This is a genomic window from Halococcus thailandensis JCM 13552, from assembly GCF_000336715.1.
Classification (GTDB): Archaea; Halobacteriota; Halobacteria; order Halobacteriales; family Halococcaceae; genus Halococcus; species Halococcus thailandensis.
In genome coordinates this window covers 136,465-156,741 of record NZ_AOMF01000166.1, presented here as the reverse complement: position 1 = coordinate 156,741, position 20,277 = coordinate 136,465, and the positions used below count along the sequence as shown (strand labels likewise).

Annotated in this window: 17 protein-coding genes; 12 read left to right on the top strand and 5 right to left on the bottom strand. The window is 63.9% G+C overall.

Annotation, left to right across the window (positions count from 1 at the left end; translation table 11 throughout):
- Window position 1: 1 nt before the first annotated feature.
- The 4 genes from C451_RS15685 to C451_RS15675 all read left to right on the top strand — a co-directional run bounded on the left by C451_RS15685 (window position 2) and on the right by C451_RS15675 (window position 2,827).
- Entirely contained in the window at window positions 2-1,786 is a 1,785-nt protein-coding gene (locus C451_RS15685) for a BCCT family transporter (RefSeq protein ID WP_007742042.1), read from the top strand.
- Window positions 1,787-1,885: 99 nt separating this feature from the next.
- A complete protein-coding gene (locus C451_RS15680) occupies window positions 1,886-2,302 on the top strand; it encodes a hypothetical protein (RefSeq protein WP_007742040.1) in 417 nt (138 codons plus the stop codon).
- A gap of 67 nt (window positions 2,303-2,369) precedes the next feature.
- On the top strand, window positions 2,370-2,519 hold the full coding sequence (locus C451_RS22985; protein ID WP_162832756.1) for a hypothetical protein: 150 nt from the start codon (window positions 2,370-2,372) through the stop codon (window positions 2,517-2,519).
- Between the two features lie 65 nt (window positions 2,520-2,584).
- Window positions 2,585-2,827: a hypothetical protein gene (locus C451_RS15675; RefSeq protein ID WP_007742039.1), complete on the top strand. Its 243-nt coding sequence runs from the start codon at window positions 2,585-2,587 to the stop codon at window positions 2,825-2,827.
- A gap of 43 nt (window positions 2,828-2,870) precedes the next feature.
- Here C451_RS15675 and C451_RS15670 read toward each other — a convergent pair whose 3' ends face one another.
- Together C451_RS15670 and C451_RS15665 are read right to left on the bottom strand one after the other, a co-directional pair.
- The gene (locus tag C451_RS15670) at window positions 2,871-3,320 is read right to left on the bottom strand and encodes a universal stress protein (RefSeq protein WP_007742038.1); all 450 of its coding nucleotides are present in this window, start codon (window positions 3,318-3,320) and stop codon (window positions 2,871-2,873) included.
- 273 nt (window positions 3,321-3,593) lie between these two features.
- On the bottom strand, window positions 3,594-4,979 hold the full coding sequence (locus tag C451_RS15665) for a glycine cleavage T C-terminal barrel domain-containing protein (RefSeq protein WP_007742036.1): 1,386 nt from the start codon (window positions 4,977-4,979) through the stop codon (window positions 3,594-3,596).
- A 186-nt stretch (window positions 4,980-5,165) separates the two neighbouring features.
- Between C451_RS15665 and C451_RS15660 the strand changes: the two genes are divergently transcribed.
- Window positions 5,166-6,878, top strand: coding sequence for a formate--tetrahydrofolate ligase (locus tag C451_RS15660; protein ID WP_007742033.1), 1,713 nt, complete (start codon window positions 5,166-5,168; stop codon window positions 6,876-6,878).
- A gap of 18 nt (window positions 6,879-6,896) precedes the next feature.
- On the opposite strand, the gene C451_RS15655 is transcribed toward C451_RS15660, so the two are convergent.
- Complete coding sequence (locus C451_RS15655; RefSeq protein WP_007742030.1) at window positions 6,897-7,754, bottom strand: methylenetetrahydrofolate reductase; 858 nt, start codon at window positions 7,752-7,754, stop codon at window positions 6,897-6,899.
- A 263-nt stretch (window positions 7,755-8,017) separates the two neighbouring features.
- On the opposite strand from C451_RS15655, the gene C451_RS15650 reads away from it, so the two are divergent.
- From C451_RS15650 to hmgB, 4 genes are all read left to right on the top strand, one after another.
- Window positions 8,018-10,591, top strand: coding sequence for a GcvT family protein (locus tag C451_RS15650; protein ID WP_007742027.1), 2,574 nt, complete (start codon window positions 8,018-8,020; stop codon window positions 10,589-10,591).
- 109 nt (window positions 10,592-10,700) lie between these two features.
- Window positions 10,701-13,205 carry a GcvT family protein gene (locus C451_RS15645; RefSeq protein WP_007742024.1) on the top strand — a complete coding sequence of 835 codons (2,505 nt, stop codon included), beginning with the start codon at window positions 10,701-10,703 and terminating at the stop codon, window positions 13,203-13,205.
- 4 nt (window positions 13,206-13,209) lie between these two features.
- The gene (gene ilvA, locus C451_RS15640) at window positions 13,210-14,433 is read left to right on the top strand and encodes a threonine ammonia-lyase (protein WP_007742023.1); all 1,224 of its coding nucleotides are present in this window, start codon (window positions 13,210-13,212) and stop codon (window positions 14,431-14,433) included.
- Between the two features lie 132 nt (window positions 14,434-14,565).
- Entirely contained in the window at window positions 14,566-15,900 is a 1,335-nt protein-coding gene (gene hmgB, locus C451_RS15635; RefSeq protein WP_007742021.1) for a hydroxymethylglutaryl-CoA synthase, read from the top strand.
- Here the strand turns inward: hmgB and C451_RS15630 are convergent, their stop codons facing one another.
- Window positions 15,901-16,608, bottom strand: coding sequence for a helix-turn-helix domain-containing protein (locus tag C451_RS15630; protein ID WP_007742020.1), 708 nt, complete (start codon window positions 16,606-16,608; stop codon window positions 15,901-15,903). It abuts the gene before it with no gap.
- 482 nt (window positions 16,609-17,090) lie between these two features.
- On the opposite strand from C451_RS15630, the gene C451_RS21175 reads away from it, so the two are divergent.
- From C451_RS21175 to C451_RS15610, 3 genes are all read left to right on the top strand, one after another.
- Window positions 17,091-18,416 carry a PKD domain-containing protein gene (locus C451_RS21175; protein WP_161605868.1) on the top strand — a complete coding sequence of 442 codons (1,326 nt, stop codon included), beginning with the start codon at window positions 17,091-17,093 and terminating at the stop codon, window positions 18,414-18,416.
- A 2-nt stretch (window positions 18,417-18,418) separates the two neighbouring features.
- Window positions 18,419-19,054: a PH domain-containing protein gene (locus tag C451_RS15615; protein ID WP_049913159.1), complete on the top strand. Its 636-nt coding sequence runs from the start codon at window positions 18,419-18,421 to the stop codon at window positions 19,052-19,054.
- A gap of 154 nt (window positions 19,055-19,208) precedes the next feature.
- Entirely contained in the window at window positions 19,209-19,694 is a 486-nt protein-coding gene (locus C451_RS15610; RefSeq protein WP_007742009.1) for a GNAT family N-acetyltransferase, read from the top strand.
- Here C451_RS15610 and C451_RS15605 read toward each other — a convergent pair.
- A complete protein-coding gene (locus C451_RS15605; RefSeq protein WP_007742008.1) occupies window positions 19,649-20,266 on the bottom strand; it encodes a hypothetical protein in 618 nt (205 codons plus the stop codon). The genes C451_RS15610 and C451_RS15605 overlap by 46 nt on opposite strands.
- Window positions 20,267-20,277 lie beyond the last annotated feature (11 nt).

Here is a 20,277-nt window from a genome sequence, read left to right as displayed (position 1 = left end):
GATGGCTGACGCCGAACACGACGAAGCGATGGGCGAGATGTCGGAAGGGCTGCAGGTAGAGCTGTTCCATCCCGACTCCGAACGGGAGCCGGGGGATACCAACAGGCAGCTACTGGGGGGTCGGTTCGACATCCATCCGATCGTCTTCCCCGGAGCGCTGCTCCTCATCGGACTGTTCATCGCGATCACGCTCCTCATGGGGCAAGAACAGGCCAGCAGCGTCTTCGTAGGTCTCAGGACGTTTCTGGAGTCGACGTTCGGCTGGTTCTACATCATCGCGGTGAACGTCTTCCTGTTCACGATCCTCTATTTCACGTTCAGCAAGTACGGATCGATCAGGATCGGCGGCGTCGAGGCCGAAAAGGAGTTCAGCACCTTCTCCTGGATGGCGATGCTGTTCAGCGCCGGCATGGGTATCGGTCTCATGTTTTACAGCGTCGCCGAACCGATGCTGTACTTCGGTAGCCCGCCGGTCTTCTTCGGTGCCGAAGCCGAGACGGGGGCGGCAGGAGCGGCAGCGATGGCACAGACCATCTTCCACTGGGGGCTCTCACCGTGGGCCATCTACGGACTGGTCGGCCTCGGATTGGCCTTCTTCTCGTTCAATCGGGGGCTCCCGCTGACGTTCCGGTCGATCTTCTGGCCGCTGCTGGGCGAGCGCATCTACGGCTGGCCGGGTCACGTCATCGACCTCGTGTCGGTGTTCGCCACGCTCTTCGGTCTGTGTACCTCGCTCGGTCTCGGCGTTGCACAGGTGAACACCGGGCTCTCGTACGTGTTCGGGAGCAACATGCTCGGAGTGCTGGACGTCCCCACCGGCACACTGCCACAGATCGCCCTCATCGTGGGCATCACCGCCATCGCGGTGCTGTCGGTCGCGGCCGGACTCGACGGCGGTGTCAAGCGCCTGAGTACGGTCAACCTCTACCTGATGTTCGCGCTGCTTGGGTTCCTGCTCATCGTCGGACCGACGCTCTACATCGCGGGGACGTTCTCGCAGGGGCTCGGAGCGTACATCGGCAACTTCCTCTCGCTGACGTTCTTCACCGGTGCCATCGGTGCGGGGGGAGCCTCTTCGCTCGCCACGACAGTCGGCGACTGGACCGTCTTCTACTGGGGCTGGTGGATCGCGTGGTCGCCGTTCGTCGGGATGTTCATCGCCCGCATCTCGAAGGGCCGCACGGTCCGGGAGTTCGTAGTGGGCGTGCTCGTCCTGCCGACGCTGTTCTCGGCCGTCTGGCTCTCGGCGTTCGGCGGGAGCGCGCTGTTCAACTCGCTGTACGGCAACGGACAGGCACTCGCGGCCTACAACGAACTCGGCCAGACCGTCGCCATGTTCTCGCTGCTGGAGCAGTTCCCGCTCGGAGCCGTGAGCGGCTTGCTCGCCACGTTGCTCGTGATCACGTTCTTCGTCACGTCGTCGGACTCGGGTTCGCTAGTGATCGATCACCTGACCTCGGGCGGCAAACACGACGTGCCCCGAACCCAGCGCGTGTTCTGGGCGAGCCTCGAAGGCGTCGTCGCGGCAGTGTTGCTCTGGGGTGGCGGTCTGACGGCGTTGCAGGCGGCGGCCATCTCGACCGCCCTCCCCTTCACGGTCATCCTGCTGTTGATGTGCTACACGGTCTATCTCGGGCTCAGAAACGAGTACGAGATCCTGGAATCGGAGGAGTTCAGGGGCCATATCGAGGAGATCAGCGATCGCGAGGACGTCGCGGTGGACTCCTCCGGTGGCGACGTCGTGACGGATATCTCGGACAGCAGTGACACGACGACGGACGACTGAACATCCCCTGATTCGTGCCGTTTCGCGGAGACGAGCCACACACGATTCGCCTCGAACGTCAATCTATTGGTTCGTGCTACCGTATGGCTATCGACGACAATGGCCAGGGATATCGCGCGAGCCGCCGTCGATACGGCCAGATGGGTCGGCCATCATCTGATCGAGCCGCTTCGAGCCGACGACGAACTGAAGAACTTCACGCTGTCGATCCCCGAAACTCAGACCACGACGGTCGACGGCGACATCGGCTGGGCGAACCGTCCGCCCGCCGTGGTGAACTGCCCGCGATGTGACAGCGAGATCCATCAGTCACGTTCGATCGAGACGATCGACTGCCCACGGTGTGTCGGCGAGTTCGACGCCGCGGAGTTCGCCGCTCTGGAACTGCTCTATCTCCAGTGTCCCGTCTGTCGCACGCGAATGGAACACGGCAACCGCCATCCGAACGCGGTCGACGTGCCCGAATGGGCGACGTGTGAGCGCTGTCGCTACCACTGGGAGTTCGAACATTTCTGATGACCCGCGGAACGATCCGAACGGATCGGGGAAGGTTTACCCGGACGAACACCGATGATCAGTGACGATGAACGTACTCGCGGCAATGCTGGCGATCGCGGCAGTCGCGGCGATGGTGGGTGCAATGGTCCTCATGACCGCCGGGGAGTTCGGACTGGCCGGTGGACTGTTTCTGAGCGCGAGCATCATCATCTACTTCAGGGAGCGGTGGGTATAGCTGTCAGCGCACGATGACGACCACGATCGTGCCATTCATACTACCCTTGTTCGTAGCTTCGGACGATGTCCGCCATACGTCACACACCGGGTCCCGCCGCGGCGGAGGCGTTCACCTTCGGTATCGCGATCGCGACGGTCACGACGCTCGCCGGGATCGGCTTTCTCGTCTGGACCGGCGTGCTGACGGTGATCGGCGCGGTCGCCACGCTCCTGTTGGGGCTGCCGGCACTGCTCCTGATCGTCTCGTGTCTCCTCAGTGTGTGGCTCGGCTACGACAGAGACGCGGTCGACGTGGCGCTTTCCTGAGACGACCGGTTCGAAACGATCAGGGGTGGCGGGCGCGCGGACGCTACGGCCGTGATTCGATCTCGGTCATCTTCGTCGAGATCACCGGCACGGTCGCCGTCCGGACGACTTTCTCGACGATGGTGCCGAGCAACGCGCCGAACCGCCCCTGATAGCCCGTCCCCATCACGATGGCGTCGATCCCCTCGTCGGCAGCGTATTTGACGATCTCCTCGTGTGGCGTGCCGCTTCTGAGCTCGGCGACGCACTCGACGCCGGCCTCGCTCGCCATGTCGCTGACCTCGCTCGTAACGCGCTCGCCGTACTGTTCGTACTCCTCACGGATCTCCTCCTCGTCGTCCCTGAGCGAAAGAGTCCGTGGCACACCCGGCAGGTCCATGACGTACAGCGTATGGACCGTCGCCCCGAGCGCGGCCGCGAGTCCGATACCGTGTTCGGCAGCCTTCCTGGCCTCGTCGCTCCCGTCCGTCGGGACGAGGATCCGGTCGTACATCCCTTTGGTCACCTCTCCGCGGGGCTTCAGCGGCCGAACACATAGCGTTTTGCATGGAATAGCTGTCGATACGACATGACTGGACCCGTCACCGATCGTCTCGGCGGTCACGACGACCCGGCCTCGTCGTCCGTGGCGATCGCCGCGTCGCCATCCACGCTCTCGCCACGGACCGAGCGATGTGCTCCGGCGCGAGAAGTAGCGTCCGTCGTGTTCGGACGGGAAGCACCTCGGGGCCGTGAAACAAAAACGACGATCGCGCCCGCGAGACGGCTACTCGTCGGCTCGGCTGGCGTTCAGTTTGGCCTGCTCGCGCGCGCTCGGGTTCACCGACTCCTGGAACGGCACCTCGGAGACGGTCGCGTAGACCGGCTCGCCGGGTTCCTCGGCGTACTCGTCGGGGAGATGCACCTCGAACTCGATGTCGGCGTCGGCGTCGTAGATGCTGTCGTCGAGCGGTGCGTCGAGGTCACGCAGTTTTTCGGCAGGGACGTGCGCGAGCGCGATGTTGGTGTCGAGTTCGGGGCTGTACCACGGCGAGGTGACGTAGCCACACTCCTCGCCCGTCTCGGGATCGGAGACGAGCCAGAAGTCGGGCGCGTAGTCCCGGATCGGCTCGCCGGCCATCTTCAGCCCGATCAGTTTGTGCGTGAAGGGGTACTCGCCGTTCTCGATCTGCTCTTGCTGGCGTTCGAGCTCTTCCTTCCCGATGTAATCGACGTCGGTGTCGTCAGGGACCTGATAGCCGAGGTTGACCTGGAACGGCGAGGTCTCGTGGTCCATGTCCTGGCCCCACGAGAGGATGCCCGCCGCGATCCGCCGGTGGTGACCCGGCGCGATCTGCATCCCGCCGTGGTCCTTGACGGTTTCGAGAACCGGATCCCAGACGGCCTCGGCGTTCTCCATCACGTCCTTCACGTAGATCTCGAAGCCCTTCTCGCCGGAGAAGCCCGTCTGGCTCACGAGCACGTCACAGCCGTCGACCTCGGCTTCCATCAGTCCGTAGTAGGGGACTTCGGAGACTTCCTCGCCGACGACCTCGACCATCACGTCCTCGGAGAGCGGCCCCTGGATCTGCATCGGCGCGACGTCGATCTCGTCGATCTCGACGTCGTAGTCCTCGCCGACGTTCACGCCCTGCAGCCACTGCATCAGGGTCGAATCGGAGATCGAGAACCAGAACTCGTCGTCGCCGGGCCGCAGCAACACCGGGTCGTTCAGGATGCCGCCATCCTCGTTGCAGAGGATGACGTACTTGCCGTGCATGGTCTCGATCTCGGTCGCGTCCCGAGTGATGACGCGGTTGACGAACGCCTCGGCGTCAGGCCCGGCAACGCGGATCTGGCGCTCGACGGCGACGTCCCACAGCGTGACGCGGTTGACGAGGGCGTCGTACTCGGCCATCGCGCCGCCATCTTCGGGTTCGACCAGCCCGCGGGGATGGTAGAGTCGGTTGTAGACCGTCGCGCGCCACGCGCCCTCCTCGTCGAAGGACTTGTGGAAGAAGGGTGATTTGCGAACGCGCGTCGAGACCAGCATCTCGATGCCGGGATCGCCCGACTGGCGCAGATTTCGTGGTACCGTTCGATCCGACTGATCGACGTTCGGGTGGTTCGGATGCTCCGCTCCGTCCGTTCTCGGTGGCTCGTTCTCGGACATCCCCTTTCGCTACGACCGACGGGTGCCTAAATCGACCAGTTAAACGAGACACCCCTTTATGTTCGTGAACGATTCACATCGCCTCGCCGGCCGTGATTTCGGGCTCGCACGCGCCATCGTGACGGAAAAGGATAGCACGCAGCGAACACGAACCTTGAAGCGACGGTCGGACGAACTCGAATCGACATGTCACCATCCGAAGACGGCCTGCCGACGGACTACGAGATCGCTCAGGACGTCGACACCGACCACATCACCGAGATCGTCGAACCGCTCGGGCTCGCCGCCGACGACCTCGAACTCCACGGCGACGACACGGCGAAGCTCACCTACGATGCCATCGAGCGACTCCGGGAATCCGATCGCGACGACGGCGACGTGATCCTCGTCACCGGGATGACGCCAACGCCGATGGGCGAGGGGAAGACCGTCACCACCGTGGGACTGAGCCAGGCGTTCAACCAGCTCGGCGAGAACGCGCTGGCGGCCATCCGCGAGCCCTCGCTCGGCCCGGTCTTCGGCGTGAAGGGCGGCGCGGCCGGCGGCGGCTACTCCCAGGTACTGCCGATGGAGGAGATCAACCTCCACTTCACCGGCGATCTCCACGCGCTCACGTCGGCGCACAACCTCATCTCGACGATGCTCGACAACCACATCAAACAGGGCAACGAACTGGATATCGCCGTCAATCGGGTCCAGTGGCCCCGTGCGATGGACATGAACGACCGCGTGCTCCGCGAGACCGTCGTGGGTCTCGGCGGCGAGGTCACGGGCGTCCCGCGCGAGGACGGGTTCATCCTCACCGCAGCCTCCGAGATGATGGCCGTCCTCTGTCTCGCCGACGACCTCGCCGACCTCAAGGAACGGGTCGGCCGCATCATCGTCGCCTACGACGAGGACGGCGACCCGGTCACCGCCGACGACATCGAAGCCACCGGTGCAGTCACCATCCTGCTGAAGGACGCACTCAAACCTAACATCGTCCAGACTGTCGAGGGAACACCGGCGTTCGTTCACGGCGGCCCGTTCGCCAACATCGCCCACGGAACGAACTCGCTGATCGCCGACGATGCCGCCCGAAAGCTCTCGGACTATCTGATCACCGAAGCGGGCTTCGGATCGGATCTCGGTGCCGAGAAGTTCATGGACGTCGTCTGCCGTCTGGGCGACATGGAACCGGCAGCGGTCACGGTGGTAGCCTCCATCCGCGCGCTCAAATACCACGGCAAGGACATGTGGCCCGCCGATCTCGACGCGCTCGACGACCCCGACCCCGAAGCGGTCGAGGGCGGACTCGAGAACCTCGACGCCCACGTCGAGAACCTCCGCGGGTTCGGCGTCCCGGTCGTCGTGGCGCTCAACCGCTTCCCCGGCGACACCGACGAGGAAGTCGACGTCGTACTGGATCACTGCCGGGAGGAGCTCGGGATCGAGGCCGCCGAATCGACGGTGTTCGAGGAGGGCGGCGTGGGAGGAACCGACCTCGCCGAGAAGCTCGTGACCGCCATCGAAACGAACGACGAGACGTTCGACTATCTCTACGAGGCCGACGCCCCAATACCGGAGAAGATCGAGACGATCGCCACCGAGATCTACGGCGCGGAGTCGGTGTCCTTCCAGAGCGGTGCCCGCGACGACATCGAGCGAATGAACGATCTCGGCTTCGACGACGTCCCGATCGTGATCTCGAAGACGTTCCACTCGCTCAGCGACGATGCCGAGAAGAAGGGCGTCCCGACCGGCTGGGAACTCGAAATCCAGGAGATTTACCCCTCCGCCGGCGCGGGCTTTCTCGTCGCCCTCACCAGCGACGTGCTGACGCTGCCGGGGCTCCCGTCCGACCCCGCCGCTGCCGACATGGATATCGATCCCGACGGGACGGTCTCCGGACTGTTCTGAAGGGATGGGGCGATCGCGTCACTCGTCGAGAACGCCGTAGCGCCACGACTCGGTGTCCTCGGTTCGGTTGAAGGTGTAGACGTGTAGTCCCCGAATATCGTAGTCGGGATCGTCGGCGTACGGTGCGAGCCCCTCGACGAGCTCGTCGGGCGTGTATCTGCCGCGCGAGCCGACGAGTTCGCGGACGAACCCCACCACTCCCGTGGTCTTCTTGAGGAATTTCACCGAGTCGCCGACGCCGACCTTCCGCGAGATGCTCAACAGTTTGTCGTACTTCATCACGCCCGGGATCCCGACCTCGACCGGGAGTTCGACGCCTCTGTCCCTGACGTCCTCGACCCACTCGACGACGGCCTCGGGATCGTAACAGAGCTGGGTTACGATGTAGGTGGCGTAGGGCGCTTTCTGCGCCATCGCGTCGGCGAGCGTGTCGTCGTCGAGGAACTCGTGGCCCTCCGGGTAGCCCGTGATACCGATCTCCTCGAACTCGTGATCGAGCCCCTCGAGCGCGTCGAGAAGGGCGTACGCCGAATCGAACTCGCCGATCGGCTCCTCGCGATCGCCGCCGGGAACGAAGATATCAGTGACGCCAGCGTCGGCGAGCCGCCGAGCGATCTCGTCCAGATGGTCGACATCGCGGACGTAGCGCGCGGCGATGTGTGGGCTGACGTCGAACCCACGGGCGGCGGCTTTCTCGGCCCACTCGACGGTCGCGTCGAGCCCCAGCTGTGGCGAGGTCGTGATGGCGATCGTCGCGTCCGCGGGGAGTTCATCCATTTCGTCCGCGAAACTGTCGAACGGCATCAGCTCGAATCGCGGATCGTCGAGGAGTCGTGCGACGCCGTCGTCCGCCGCCGACTGGCGCGTTACGGACATGGCTCGTCCGTGCCTCCCGAAACCACGGAGTGCATTTCGGACGCGTCTCGCTCCGCCTCGAACGCGAACATGTGTGAGAGTAGCAGTATCGCACGTTTAGCTCTTGGCCGGCACAACCGAACCGGTATAAGTCGGGGTCGGCAGCCGAATGCACGGTTCGTGTCGAACGCCGAAATCGATCGTCGATCGGACGTCCGGGGATAAACGGGAGCAGCAGTGAGGGCGAAGAATGAATAGCCACGGCCGAGATCAGAATGGCAGCCATGAGTCATGCCAACGGGCTGCCCGACGCGGCCGGAACCGTCGTCATCGGCGCGGGCATCGTCGGCTGTAGCACGGCCTACCACCTCGCCGAGCTGGGTCGGGAGGACGTTCTGGTTCTCGATCGGGGCCCGCTGCCGACCACCGGCGGCTCCTCGACACACGCGCCGGGGATCATGTTCCAGACCGACGAGCCGAAGGTGCTCTCGAAGTTCGCCACCTACAGCCGAAAACTGTACTCCAGTCTGGAGCGCGACGACGGCGAGCCGATCTACAACGAGACGGGCGGCATCGAGGTCGCGCGCAGCGACGAGCGGATGGACTACCTCCAACGACGGGTCGAGTGGGCGAAATCGTGGGGCGTGCCCGATCCACAGCTCCTGAGTCCGGAGGAAGTCGCCGAAAAGCTCCCGCTTGTGGACCCCGACGCCATCCAGGGTGGCTACTACTCGCCGACGGACGGGCAGGCATCGGGCGTCCGTGCGTGTGCGGCGCTGGCCGTCGAGGCGGAGGCAATGGGTGCGGAGTTCGTCGGTCACACGAAAGTCGAGGACATCGAGGCCGACAGCGACGGAGTGCAGGAAGTCGTCACTGAGAACGGTCGCGTCGAGTGTGACGAGGTCGTGGTGGCGACCAACATCTGGGCGCGCCAGCTGAGCGAGAAACTCGACGTCCATCTCCCGGTCGCACCGGTCGAACACCAGTACACGATGACCGAGCCACTCGCCGAACTCGACGGGCGAGAACAGGACGTCACCGACGATCCGGTCTACGAGAACTACCGATCGGTCTCCGGCGACAAGAGCGAAGTGCTCCTCCAGGACCCCGACCGGCCGATACTGCGGGATCAGGACAACGCGATGTACTTCCGCACGCACGGGAATCGGTACGGGATCGGCTCGTACAACCACGAGCCGGTCGTGCCCGACCCCGAAGAGCTCGATGGCAACGAGGACGGCGGCAATCAGGCGTCGATCCACGAGTTCACCGAAGAGTTCTTCGAGAACGCCACCCACCCCGATCGCCAGGAGAAGGCTCCTCGAACCGCGAGCGACGAGCTCCTGCCGGCGACGGATGGGAAACATCTCGACTACAAGTACAACGGGATGTATTCGGCGTCGCCGAACGGAATGCCGACGATGGGGCCAGTCCAGGAGTGTCCAGGACTCTGGACCGGGCTCACGACGTGGATCACCCACGCCGGCGGGGCCGGCAAGGCGCTCGCCGAGTGGATGGAACACGGAGTACCGCGACTGCCCGACGGCCCGATCGACCTCCGAAACTGCGACGTCAACCGGTTCGCACCCCACGCCGGGAGCTGGGACTTCGCACGCGATCTCGCCGACGAGGAGTATCGCAATCTATACAGCATCGTCCATCCGAAGTGGGTCCGCACCGAGTACCAGCGCGACATCCGGCGCACGCCGATCTATCACAGCCATCGGGAACTGGACGCCGAGCTGTGGGCCGAGGCCGGCTGGGAGGCCCCACACTGGTTCGAGTCCAACGAGGATCTCCTGGAGAGCTACGGCGAGCAAATCCCGGACCGGGAGGGCTGGGAGGGCAAGTTCTGGTCGCCGCTCGAAGGCGCGGAGTCGCTCCACGTCCGCGAGGCCGTCGGGCTCCACGACATGACCTCGTTCAACAAGATGGAGCTCGTCGGTCCGCAGGTCGACGAGTTCCTCCAAAACCTCTGTACGAACGACATGGATCTCGACGTTGGACAAATCCGCTACACGCTCATGTGTAACGAGGCCGGCGGCGTCCGCGCGGACATCACCGTGACTCGCGTCGACGAGGACCGATATCTGCTGCTCACGACCGGTCGCGAGGTCGGCCAGAACCACCTCGCGTGGGTTCGCGAGCAGGCCCCCGAGAGCGTGGTCGTCAACGACGTCACTTCCAGCCTGGCGGCGATGGTCTGTACGGGTCCCGACGCCCGAAAGACCCTCTCGAAGGTGATCGACGCCGACCTTTCGGACGAAAGCTTTCCGTTCTACACGAGCCAGCAGACGTTCGTGGAGAACGTCCCCGTGACCGCGCTCAGACTCTCCTATGCCGGCGAGCTCGGCTGGGAGCTCTACACGCCCTCGGAGTACGGCGAGCGGCTCTGGGAACACGTCATGGAGGCGGGTGCGGAGTACGACATCCGCCCCTACGGCAACGGCGCGCTCGACTCGCTCCGCATCGAGAAGGGGCTCAGACTCTGGGGCGAGGATCTCCACACCGAACACGACCCCTACGAGGCGGGGCTGGGCTGGGCCGTCGATCTCGACACGGAGTTCGTCGGCAAGGAGGCGGTCGCGGCGGCCGCCGAGGGCGACGTCGATCGGAGAGTGGCCTGTCTCACGCTCGACGACCCCGAGCAGGTCGTGCTCGCCGACCGGCCCATCCTCGTGCCCGACGGTGACGAAGTGCTCGGCTACGTCCACGCCGCCGAATACGGCTACACCGTCGGTGCCTGCGTCGTCTACACCTACCTCCCGCCCGAATTCGCCGAGCCGGGAACCGAGGTCGACGTGCTCTACGAGGGCGAGCGCTACGGGGCGACGGTGCGCGACGAACCACTGTTGTAGCCACGTTTGTCGATTACCCGACGATTCGTCGCCGCACACCAGCGGACTACTAAACGGCTGTGGTAGTCCACCCCGTGTTTTAAACCCACGACGGCGGAAGCCACACGGCATGAGCACAGGGACCACACCGCCGGAGAGCGCGGGGACCGTCGTCGTCGGCGCGGGCTGTGTCGGCTGTTCGGCGGCCTACCACCTCGCCGAGCAGGGTCGCGAGGACGTCGTCGTGCTGGATCGGGGACCGCTGTTCGAGACGGGCGGCTCGACCTCGCACGCGCCCGGGCTCGTCTATCAGACCAACGGCGGCAAGCTGATGACGGAACTGGCCGCGTACACGCGCGACCTCTACTACGACCTCGACAGCTACCGGATGTCGGGCGGCATCGAGGTCGCCTACACCGAGGACCGTTGGAAGTTCCTCAAGCGAAAGCGCGAGTGGGGCCAGTCCTACGGACTGGACGGTGGCGAACTGCTCTCGCCCGCGGAGGTCGAAGAGCGCGTCCCGCAGATCGATTCGACCGTGATCCACGGTGGCTACTACCTCCCGACCGACGGCAAGGCCCACGCGGTCGACGCCTCGCGGAAGATGGCCGAGCGCGCCCAGGAGGTCGGCCACGAGTTCTACGGCGACACGCTCGTCACGGACGTCGAGACAGGTGACGGGGCGGTCCAGGCGGTCGTCACCGAGAACGGCCGCATCGCATGCGACGAACTGCTCGTGGCGACGAACATCTGGGGCCCGCTCTTTGGGGACATGGTCGACACCGACATCCCGCTGGTGCCGTGCTCGCACCAGTACCTCGTGAGCGAACCGCTCGACGAACTGGCGGGAGCCGAGCGCGAGATCGAACAGCCGCTCCTCCGTCATCAGGACTACTCGGAGTATTTCCGCCAGCACGGCGATTCCTATGGGGTGGGATCGTACAACCACGAACCGCTGCTCGTCGATCCCGAGGACATCTACGGACCCGCAAAACTCGACGACCTCGGACTGGAGTACCCCTCGCTCCGGGAGTTCGCCGCCGAGCATTTCTACGAGAACACCCATCCCGACCACGACGAGAGCGCGTACGACGCCGCGCGCGAACTGGTCCCGGCGTTCGATGGTGTCGAGTGGGAGACCGAGATGAACGGGATGTTCTGCTTCACTCCCGACGGAATGCCGATTTTGGGGCCGGACGAGGACACCGAGGGACTGTGGTGGTCGCTCGCCATCTGGGTCACCCAGTCGGGCGGCGTGGGCAGCGTCGTCGCCGAGTGGATGGAGAACGGAGTTCCGCGCCTCGACGGTGAACGTGTCAACGCCGAGCCCGCCCACATCAGTCGATTCCAGCCCCATTCGGGGAGTCGAGAGTTCACCTACGGGCGGGGTGCCCAGCAGTATCAGGAGGTCTACCAGCTGATCCACCCGCGCGAACAGCCCGAAGACCAGCGCGCGCTCCGCCGAAGCCCGTTTTACGACCGACAGGACGACCTCGGCGCGGAGTTCTACGACACCAACGGCTGGGAGGTGCCCCAGTGGTACGAGACGAACCAGTCCCTCCTGAGCGAGTACGAGGTGCCCGACAGACCGGACTGGCTCGCGCGCAACTGGTCGAAGGCACAGGGCGTCGAACACCAGGCCGTCCGCGACCGGGTGGCGATGTTCGATATGACGACGTTCACCGGCATCGAGATCGCCGGCGAGGGAACGATGGAGTTCCTCCAGCGGTTGCTGACCAACGACATGGACTGTTCGGTCGGGCGGATGCGGTACGCGGCGATGCTGAACGAGGATGGGGGCATCCTCGCGGATCTGACCGTCGCACGGCTCGACGAAGATCGATATCTGCTGACGACGGGCGGCGGCAACTCCGCGACGCTCCACTCGCGCTGGATCCGCGAGCACGCACCCGACTCGCTCTCGATCACGGTCCACGATTCGAGCCGTTCCGGGGTGGGCGTCTGGGGGCCGGAAGCACGGGAGCTGCTCGGACCGCTCGTCGAGGCGGACCTCTCGGACGACGAATTCCCGTTCTACGCGGTGCGCGAGACCTATCTGGAGAGCCTGCCGGTGACGATGCTCCGGCTCTCCTACGCCGGCGAACTCGGCTGGGAGATCTACACACCCACCGAGTACGGCGCGCAGCTCTGGGACACCCTCTGGGAAGCGGGCCAGGAGCACGGAATCGTGCCGATGGGCTGGGAGGCGCTCGCCTCGGCGAGTCTGGAGAAGGGGTATCGGCTCTGGGGAACAGACATCACGCCCGAATACACGCCCGACGAGGCGGGGATCGGCTTCGCGGTCGACACCGATACCGAGTTCGTCGGGAAGGACGCGCTGCTCGCGGCGCGCGAGGCGGGCGTCGACCGAAAGCTTACTCCGCTCACGCTCGATGGATCGGGAATGATCGTTGATTCGGGTCATCCGATCCTCGATGGCGAGGACGTGATCGGCTACGGCTGTCGCGCCGGCTACGGCTACAGCATCGACGCAGGCATCGTCTACTCGTATCTGCCGACCGAGTACACCGACGCCGGCACGGCACTCGACGTACGCTACGAGGGCGAGCGCTACGCGGCGACGGTACGCGACGAGCCGCTGTTCGACCCCGAAATGGAACGGATGCGCGGGTAGTTCGATGAGCGAGTCAGTCACCTACGACGACATCGAGGCGGCCCGCGAGCGCCTCGACGACGAGTCGGTCGTCAAACGAACCCCCGTCGAGCGGAGCACGTCGCTCGGCGAACTGACCGACAGCGAGGTCCACCTGAAGATGGAACACCTCCAGTGGACCGGCTCGTTCAAGACGCGGGGTGCGTACAACAAGATCGCACAGCTCGTCGAGGACGGGGGGACCGATCGCGTGGTCGCCGCGAGCGCCGGCAACCACGCCCAGGGGGTCGCGCTCGCGGCGACGACACTCGGCATCGATGCCACGATCGTGATGCCGAAGGCCGCCCCGCAGGCGAAAGTCGACGCGACGCGTGGCTACGGCGCGCGGGTCGAACTCGTCGGTCAGGACTTCCAGGCGGCGATGGATCACGCTCAGGGGCTCGTCGACGACGAGGCGACCGCGTTCGTCCACGCCTACGACGACCCCGCGATCGTCGCCGGACAGGGCACGCTCGGAATCGAGATGTACGAGGACTGCAACGTCGACACCGTCATCGTGCCGATCGGCGGCGGCGGGCTGATCTCGGGCATCGCGACAGCGATGAACGAGCTCTCGCCGGGGACGCGCGTCGTCGGCGTGCAAGCCGAAGGGGCTGCCACAGTACCGGACAGCCTCGACAAGGGGATTCCAGTCACGCTCGATTCGGTGAACACCATCGCCGACGGGATCGCCACCGGTGGGATCTCGGAGCTCACCCTCTCGCTCATCGAGGAACACGTCGACGAGATCGTCACCGTGACCGACGGCGAGATCGCCCGCGCGGTCCTCCTGCTCATGGAGCGCGCAAAACAGGTCGTCGAAGGGGCCGGCGCGGCGTCGGTCGCGGCCCTCCTGAGCGACGAGCTCGACGTCGAGGGTGAGACGGTGTTCGCGCTGCTGTGCGGTGGGAATCTCGACATGACGATGTTGCGCACGGTGTTGATCCACGCGCTCACCGACCGCGAGCAGATCCTCCGCCTGCGCGTGCGCATCACCGACCGTCCCGGCGAGATGGGCACGGTGTCGAGCATCATCGCCGACCACGGCGCGAACATTCGCAGCGTACGCCACGACCGCTCGGTGCCGGAACTCGACGTCGGTGAGGCCTACCTCGTCTTCGAGATCGAGACCAGCGGCACCGGCCACGCACGCACCGTCATCCGATCGATCCGCGATCGCGGCTACGAGGTCAGCCACGAGAACGCCTGATCGCGGCGATCGGTGACGCATCCGGTAGCGGCGTCCGGTGATCGAGATCGCCCACTGATCGCCACGTGAAATCGACGATCGACGAAAACGGAGTCGACGGAATCATATATCTCGTGGCCGCTTACCGTACGCATGAACGTCGGTATCGACGCGGTCGCCATCCACGCCGGAAAGCTCAGGCTCGACCTCGCGGAGACGCTCGCCCCCGCGCTGGACGAGGAGCCCGAGAAGTTCACGAAGGGGCTCGGCCTCCACGCGAGTTCGTTCCCCGACGTCGAGGAGGACATCGTGACGATGGGCGCGAACGCCGCACACAAACTGATGGAGCGCAAGGGGCTGACGCCCGACGACATCGGGCGGATCGACGTCGCCACCGAGAGCGCCTTCGACAACGCCAAACCCGTCTCGACGTATGTCGCTGGCTGTCTCGAACAGGTCTACGGCGAGGACTTCCACCACGCGAACAAGGGCGAGCGCAAGTTCGCCTGCATCGCGGGCACGCAGAGCCTCGACGACGCCTACAACTGGATCCGTGCCGGGCGCAATCGCGGCCGAGCGGCGCTCGTGATCGCCACCGACACCGCCCTCTACGCGCGCGGCGACGCCGGCGAGGCCACTCAGGGCGCGGGCGCGGTGGCGATGCTCATCGCCGAGGATCCCGATCTCGTCGAAATGAGTGTCGAGCAGGGGTTCGGCAGCGCCGACGAGACCGACTTCCTCAAGCCGAACCAGCAGTTCCCGAGCGTCGACGGCCAGCGCTCGGTTCAGGTCTATCTCGCGCGGATGCGCGAAGCCCTGGAGGACTACGAGAGCGTCGCCGAGGAGACCCATCCCGACCAGTTCGAGTACATCCCGTTCCACACGCCGTTCCCCGGCATGGTCAGGAAGGCCGCGCTGCTCGGCTACCGCCACATGATCCGTAACACCGAGATCGAGGCCGACCTCACCGCGGCGATCGGCGAACAGCCCCGACCCGACGGGTTCGACGACGAGTCACAGTACCGCGACGCCGTCCGCGACTACATGGACGCGCTGAAGGAAACCGACGCGTACGCGGCGTGGTACGACGACACGATCGAGCCGACGCTCGACATCGCCCGTCACGTCGGCAACTGGTACACCGGCTCGGTCCACGTCGCCCGCGCGAGCGCGCTCCGCAGCGCCCGCGAGGCAGGCATCGACATGACCGGCAAGTCGCTGCTGCTTGGCTCCTACGGCAGCGGCGCACAGGCCGAGATCCACGTCGAAACGGTTCAAGAGGAGTGGACCGAGGAGATCGACGCGCTCGACATCGACGAGCAGCTGGCCGCACGCCGCGACATCTCGTTCGCGGAGTACGAGGAGATCCACGACGTCCACAACCACGACAAGGAGATCGACATCGACGCGTTCACCACCCCAAGCGAGGAGTTCGTCCGCGACGGCTCCGGTCCGATGGACGAGCGGACCTACCGCTACGTCGAGTAGTTACGGAAGCTCACCCATCGTTTCGAGCATCGCCTCCAGTTCACCGGCGGCGACCGCCAGCGAGAAGCCGTCGGCACGGGCGAGCGTCGGCGCGTGCTCCCAGAGATCGTCGCGATCGAGCCCGTGGAGAACGACCGCGCTCGGCGTCGGCGTCACCACCCGCAGCGCGACCAGCGCGCCCTCGCCGTGGGTGACACCCGTAAACACGAGCGCGCGATTCGTGCTCTGGCCGTAGAGGCGATAGAACTCCTCGGAGGAGAGCCGCGTGATCGCCTCGATGGAGTTGATGACGGTGTGGCCGGCGACGCTTTGCTGGGTGCCCCCAACGACCTCTGTCGCGCCGATGGCGTCGTAGAACTCCCCGGTGTCGATTGCCGTGGGATACTCCCGGAGGTCGCGGACGATGTCGCCCTCGAAGCCCGCCGAGAGGACCCGGGCGTACTGGCGCAGGTGTTCGCCGCCGCGTGCCTCGTCGATGTCGAGCAGCGCCTCGATGACGCGACGGACGATCGCGATGCCGGGGCTCTCGCGTCGCCCGCTCTCGTAATCCGATACGACGGACGCCGAGACGTCGAGCTCGTCGGCGAGCCTCGTCTGGGCGACGTCGAAATCCGTTCGCCATTTCCGGATCGTCGCGCCGGGGTCGTCGCTCAGGACGACATCGCCGGCGATCTTCCCGGCGAGATCCCGCCGCGTGCGCTCGGTCATGGCCGTGTCTCGCCCGTTTGGCGCAAAAGCCTGCTGGCATCGCCGCAAGGGCTATTCGCGACTGTGCCGAACCCCGTGCATCGACGACCAGTTCTACGAACTGTCGGACGAGTTCGTGTTCTCGAACGATCGAGGTCTCGTCAAGACGTTCGTCGATCTCGGCGGGAGCGAGGTCGCACGCGGCTCGACGGAGCAGGTCCACATCAACAGCGGCGTCGATCCCACGAGAGGGACGGAGTCGAACACCGTTGAGCGGATCTTTCCCGTGGCGCAGTCGGGCTGGCAGCTACTGTTGCTCCTGACAAGTGTGTTCGTTCTCGCGTGCGGTTGTGGGAGACGCGCTAGACGGATCGGTCATTCGATCGGGTGTAGACCACTACGATGGACAACGGAGAACTGAATGGATCGGTCGATGCAATGATGGAATATTAACCGTATAGTGTTCAAAAAGCATATGTGCGGTCATCTCAGCAGTTGCAATCGTGCACCGACCATCATTCAGGCGAATACTGCTTATAACATTGATCGGGGTTTCGGTTGTATCTTCTGTCGCCATCGCACAGGAGAGCGTCGAGATCGCTGGACAAGTCGAAGTTTCGGACGAGGAAGAGGGGCCGCAGAATCTGGCGTGGGATGGTGATTCGATATGGTATTCGAATCGGAATACGGAAACGATATACCAGGTTGATCCGACCTCCGGTGAGATAACGCAGTCGATAGGGACCGGATTGGACTCACCAACTGGTATCGAGGCAACAAATAATGGTCTGTGGGTCGTTACTGATTCATACAACGAAAAGAACTATATACACAAACTGAACCCAAACACTGGTGAGGAGATATCGAAGATCCCGGCGCCAGGAAGTTCCCGTGGGGGATTAGCTTACGATGGACAAAATCTCTGGACCATCGCAGAGGGTGAATCAGGGACAGGAATTTACAAAATCGACCCACAATCCGGTGAAGTAGTCAAATCACTCGAAACAAGACGGGTCAGTCCAACAAGTGGCTTAGCTTGGGGTAAAGGGTTTCTTTGGGTATCTGGCAGCGAATACATAGCGCAGATCGATCCATCGACCCCGTCTGGCGAACCCGTTCAGGAGTTCGAATCCCCGTATTTCGTGCCGACCGGAGTGGCATGGGACGGAGGATATCTATGGGAAACTGAAACGGCGAACAACACAATCACTCGGGTTAATGTCGGACAGGTCAGTCAGACGAATTCGCCGCCGAACGCATCGTTCGAATACTCCCCGAACCAGCCCACAACTGGAAATCGAATCAGTTTCGATGGAGCGTCATCGACGGATTCCGATGGTGTCATCGAGAAATATCAGTGGGATTTCGACGGCGACGGGATTTCTGACGCACAAGGAGAACAGGCTACGTACACGTACGAGTCGCCCGGTAACTATGCTGTGAATCTGACCGTTGTGGACGACAAAGAAGTGACTGGTTCCACCACGAAGCAGATCAGCGTAGGTGAAGCAAATGCTGGCCAGTCGAGTGCTGGTTCCGTTGGAACGGACCCAACCGATACGGAGGAACAGTCGACCCCGACCGCAACGCATACGGCTCAACCAGCAGGGGAATCAACTGACCAGCCATCGGATCCGAGCCAAGAGAACAGCGGCGTGGAGGAAGAGACAGTCGGGAACAGTATGAATAGTACTCAACAGGAGCGCGGCTTCCTCACCAACAGTGATTCGAGTTTACTGAATTTCCTCGGTGATCCGATCGTCCTGACTGTTGGTGGGTTCATCACTTCGGCAATAGGAATCCTGCTCCAGTTGTTCGGAGGACAGTAACGATGGCAAGAGGAAAATACACGAAATGGAGCTCCTTGTTGGGAGTGCCGTTCTTGTTGATCGGAGTGTATCTGTACCTGTTCGGCGGTTCGTTTCCCGAAGAACTGTCGTATCCGTTCATACTGTTCGGTGTCTTCATCTCACTGATCGGACTCTACGTGTATCTCCGCGCTGCACCAGAAGCACCCAATCTCAGAGAAGGTGAAGAGATCGTCGCAACTCAGCATCCCGTGCAACGGGTAGCTATCGTCGAGGTTCTCTTCGGTGGTCTCGTGCTCGGTATCGGGATCTACTGGCTTCTCTTCACCTTTCGTCCATACGTATATCCAACGGTGGCGTTCGTTCTGGGGCTGTACCTGTTTTCGAGCGGTCTCTACACGTATTGGGCCAACTCGCTCACGACGTACTACGTTACCAATCAGCGAGTGATTAGCGAATACCGGTTCTTGTCGTTGGCCAAACGCGAAATCTCCCTGAACAAGGTGCGAGGAGTCGAAGAACGGAGATCAGTCGTCGAAACGCTCGTCGGACTGGGGAACGTCCACATCGCCAGCGGCGGTGGCAAATCACTAGAGATCGAGATGAAAAACATGAAAAATTCGAGCGATTTCGTGGATGATCTGCGGCGAATGATCTAACTCGGTTCGAATATCGCTCGTCGCCACCGAGAGAATTAACTGCCGAAACGGATCATGGTATATTCAGCCCGAAATTCCACACTATCGAATAGAGATACCATGACCTCCGAGGTTTTGACGGAACACATACGTTCTCGGTGGGCGAACCGCGCTCATGGAAACGAGACCGTACGATCCGGAAACGGATTCTGGAGGGTTGTGGGAGCTCAAAGAACGGTTCGAACACGAGCTGGGGGCGCTCGGCGGCGATGAGAAGGCCGATAGTTACGATGGGAAGCTCACTGACGACTACCGCGAGCGCTATCTCGACTGGGTCGCGCGGTGTGTCGAACGCGATCCGGATAGCGTCACGGTCGCGGCTGATGGGAACGATCTCGCGGGCTACGTCTTCGTCCTCCCCGAGGAGCTGGCGATGATCTGGGACGCGGCAGTGTTGAACGAACTCTACGTGCACGAGTCATCCCGCGGGACCGATCTCGCCGACGAGCTCATGGCGGCGGCCTACGACTGCGCCCGTGACCAGGAGCTTCCGCTCGATCGCATCATGCTCGACGTCGATCGCGAGAACGGTCCCGCCAGCGGGCTCTACGCCCGTCACGGCTTCGAGTCGTGGGGCGAACTGCGCGCTCGCGATCTCTGAACGGCGACGAGCACGGCACCACCGAGCGGGCCGAAGACGAGCGGATAGCCGACCCCCGCCACGAGCGCGGGCGTGAGATTCGGACCGACGGCCGCGATGAGCACCGTGACCTGCGTGAGGAAGACACCGACGAACGCGAGCGCGAAGTAGCCCGGCAGGATCGTCCCCCCCGCGGCCGCGGCGATCGAAACACGCCTCGCACCGGCGCGGTGGGCGGCGAGCGCGCCAGCGACGAGCAGGAGTAGCGGCGGAAGGGCGAAGAGCAGCGTGCGCCAGCCGCCGGCGCTCACCTCGACGACGTCCGTCGAGAGATCCATCGCGCTGCTCGTGACCGAGACGTCGACGAAGTGTGCGCCGTAGAAGAACCAGCCCGTGACCTTCCAGGGTGCGACGCCGCTCCCCCCGAGCAGCGAGAGCGTCGCGTCGACGTTCATTCGCGAGAGCTCGGAGCGGACGCGCGAAACCGTCAGCAGATAGGTGAGGAGATAGCCGAGCAGGTAGGCCGCAGCGCCGGTGAGCGCGCCCGCCCTGAACGGGAGCCGGGCGATCAGTCGACCGCTCGCGCCGGTCATCGTCCACCTCT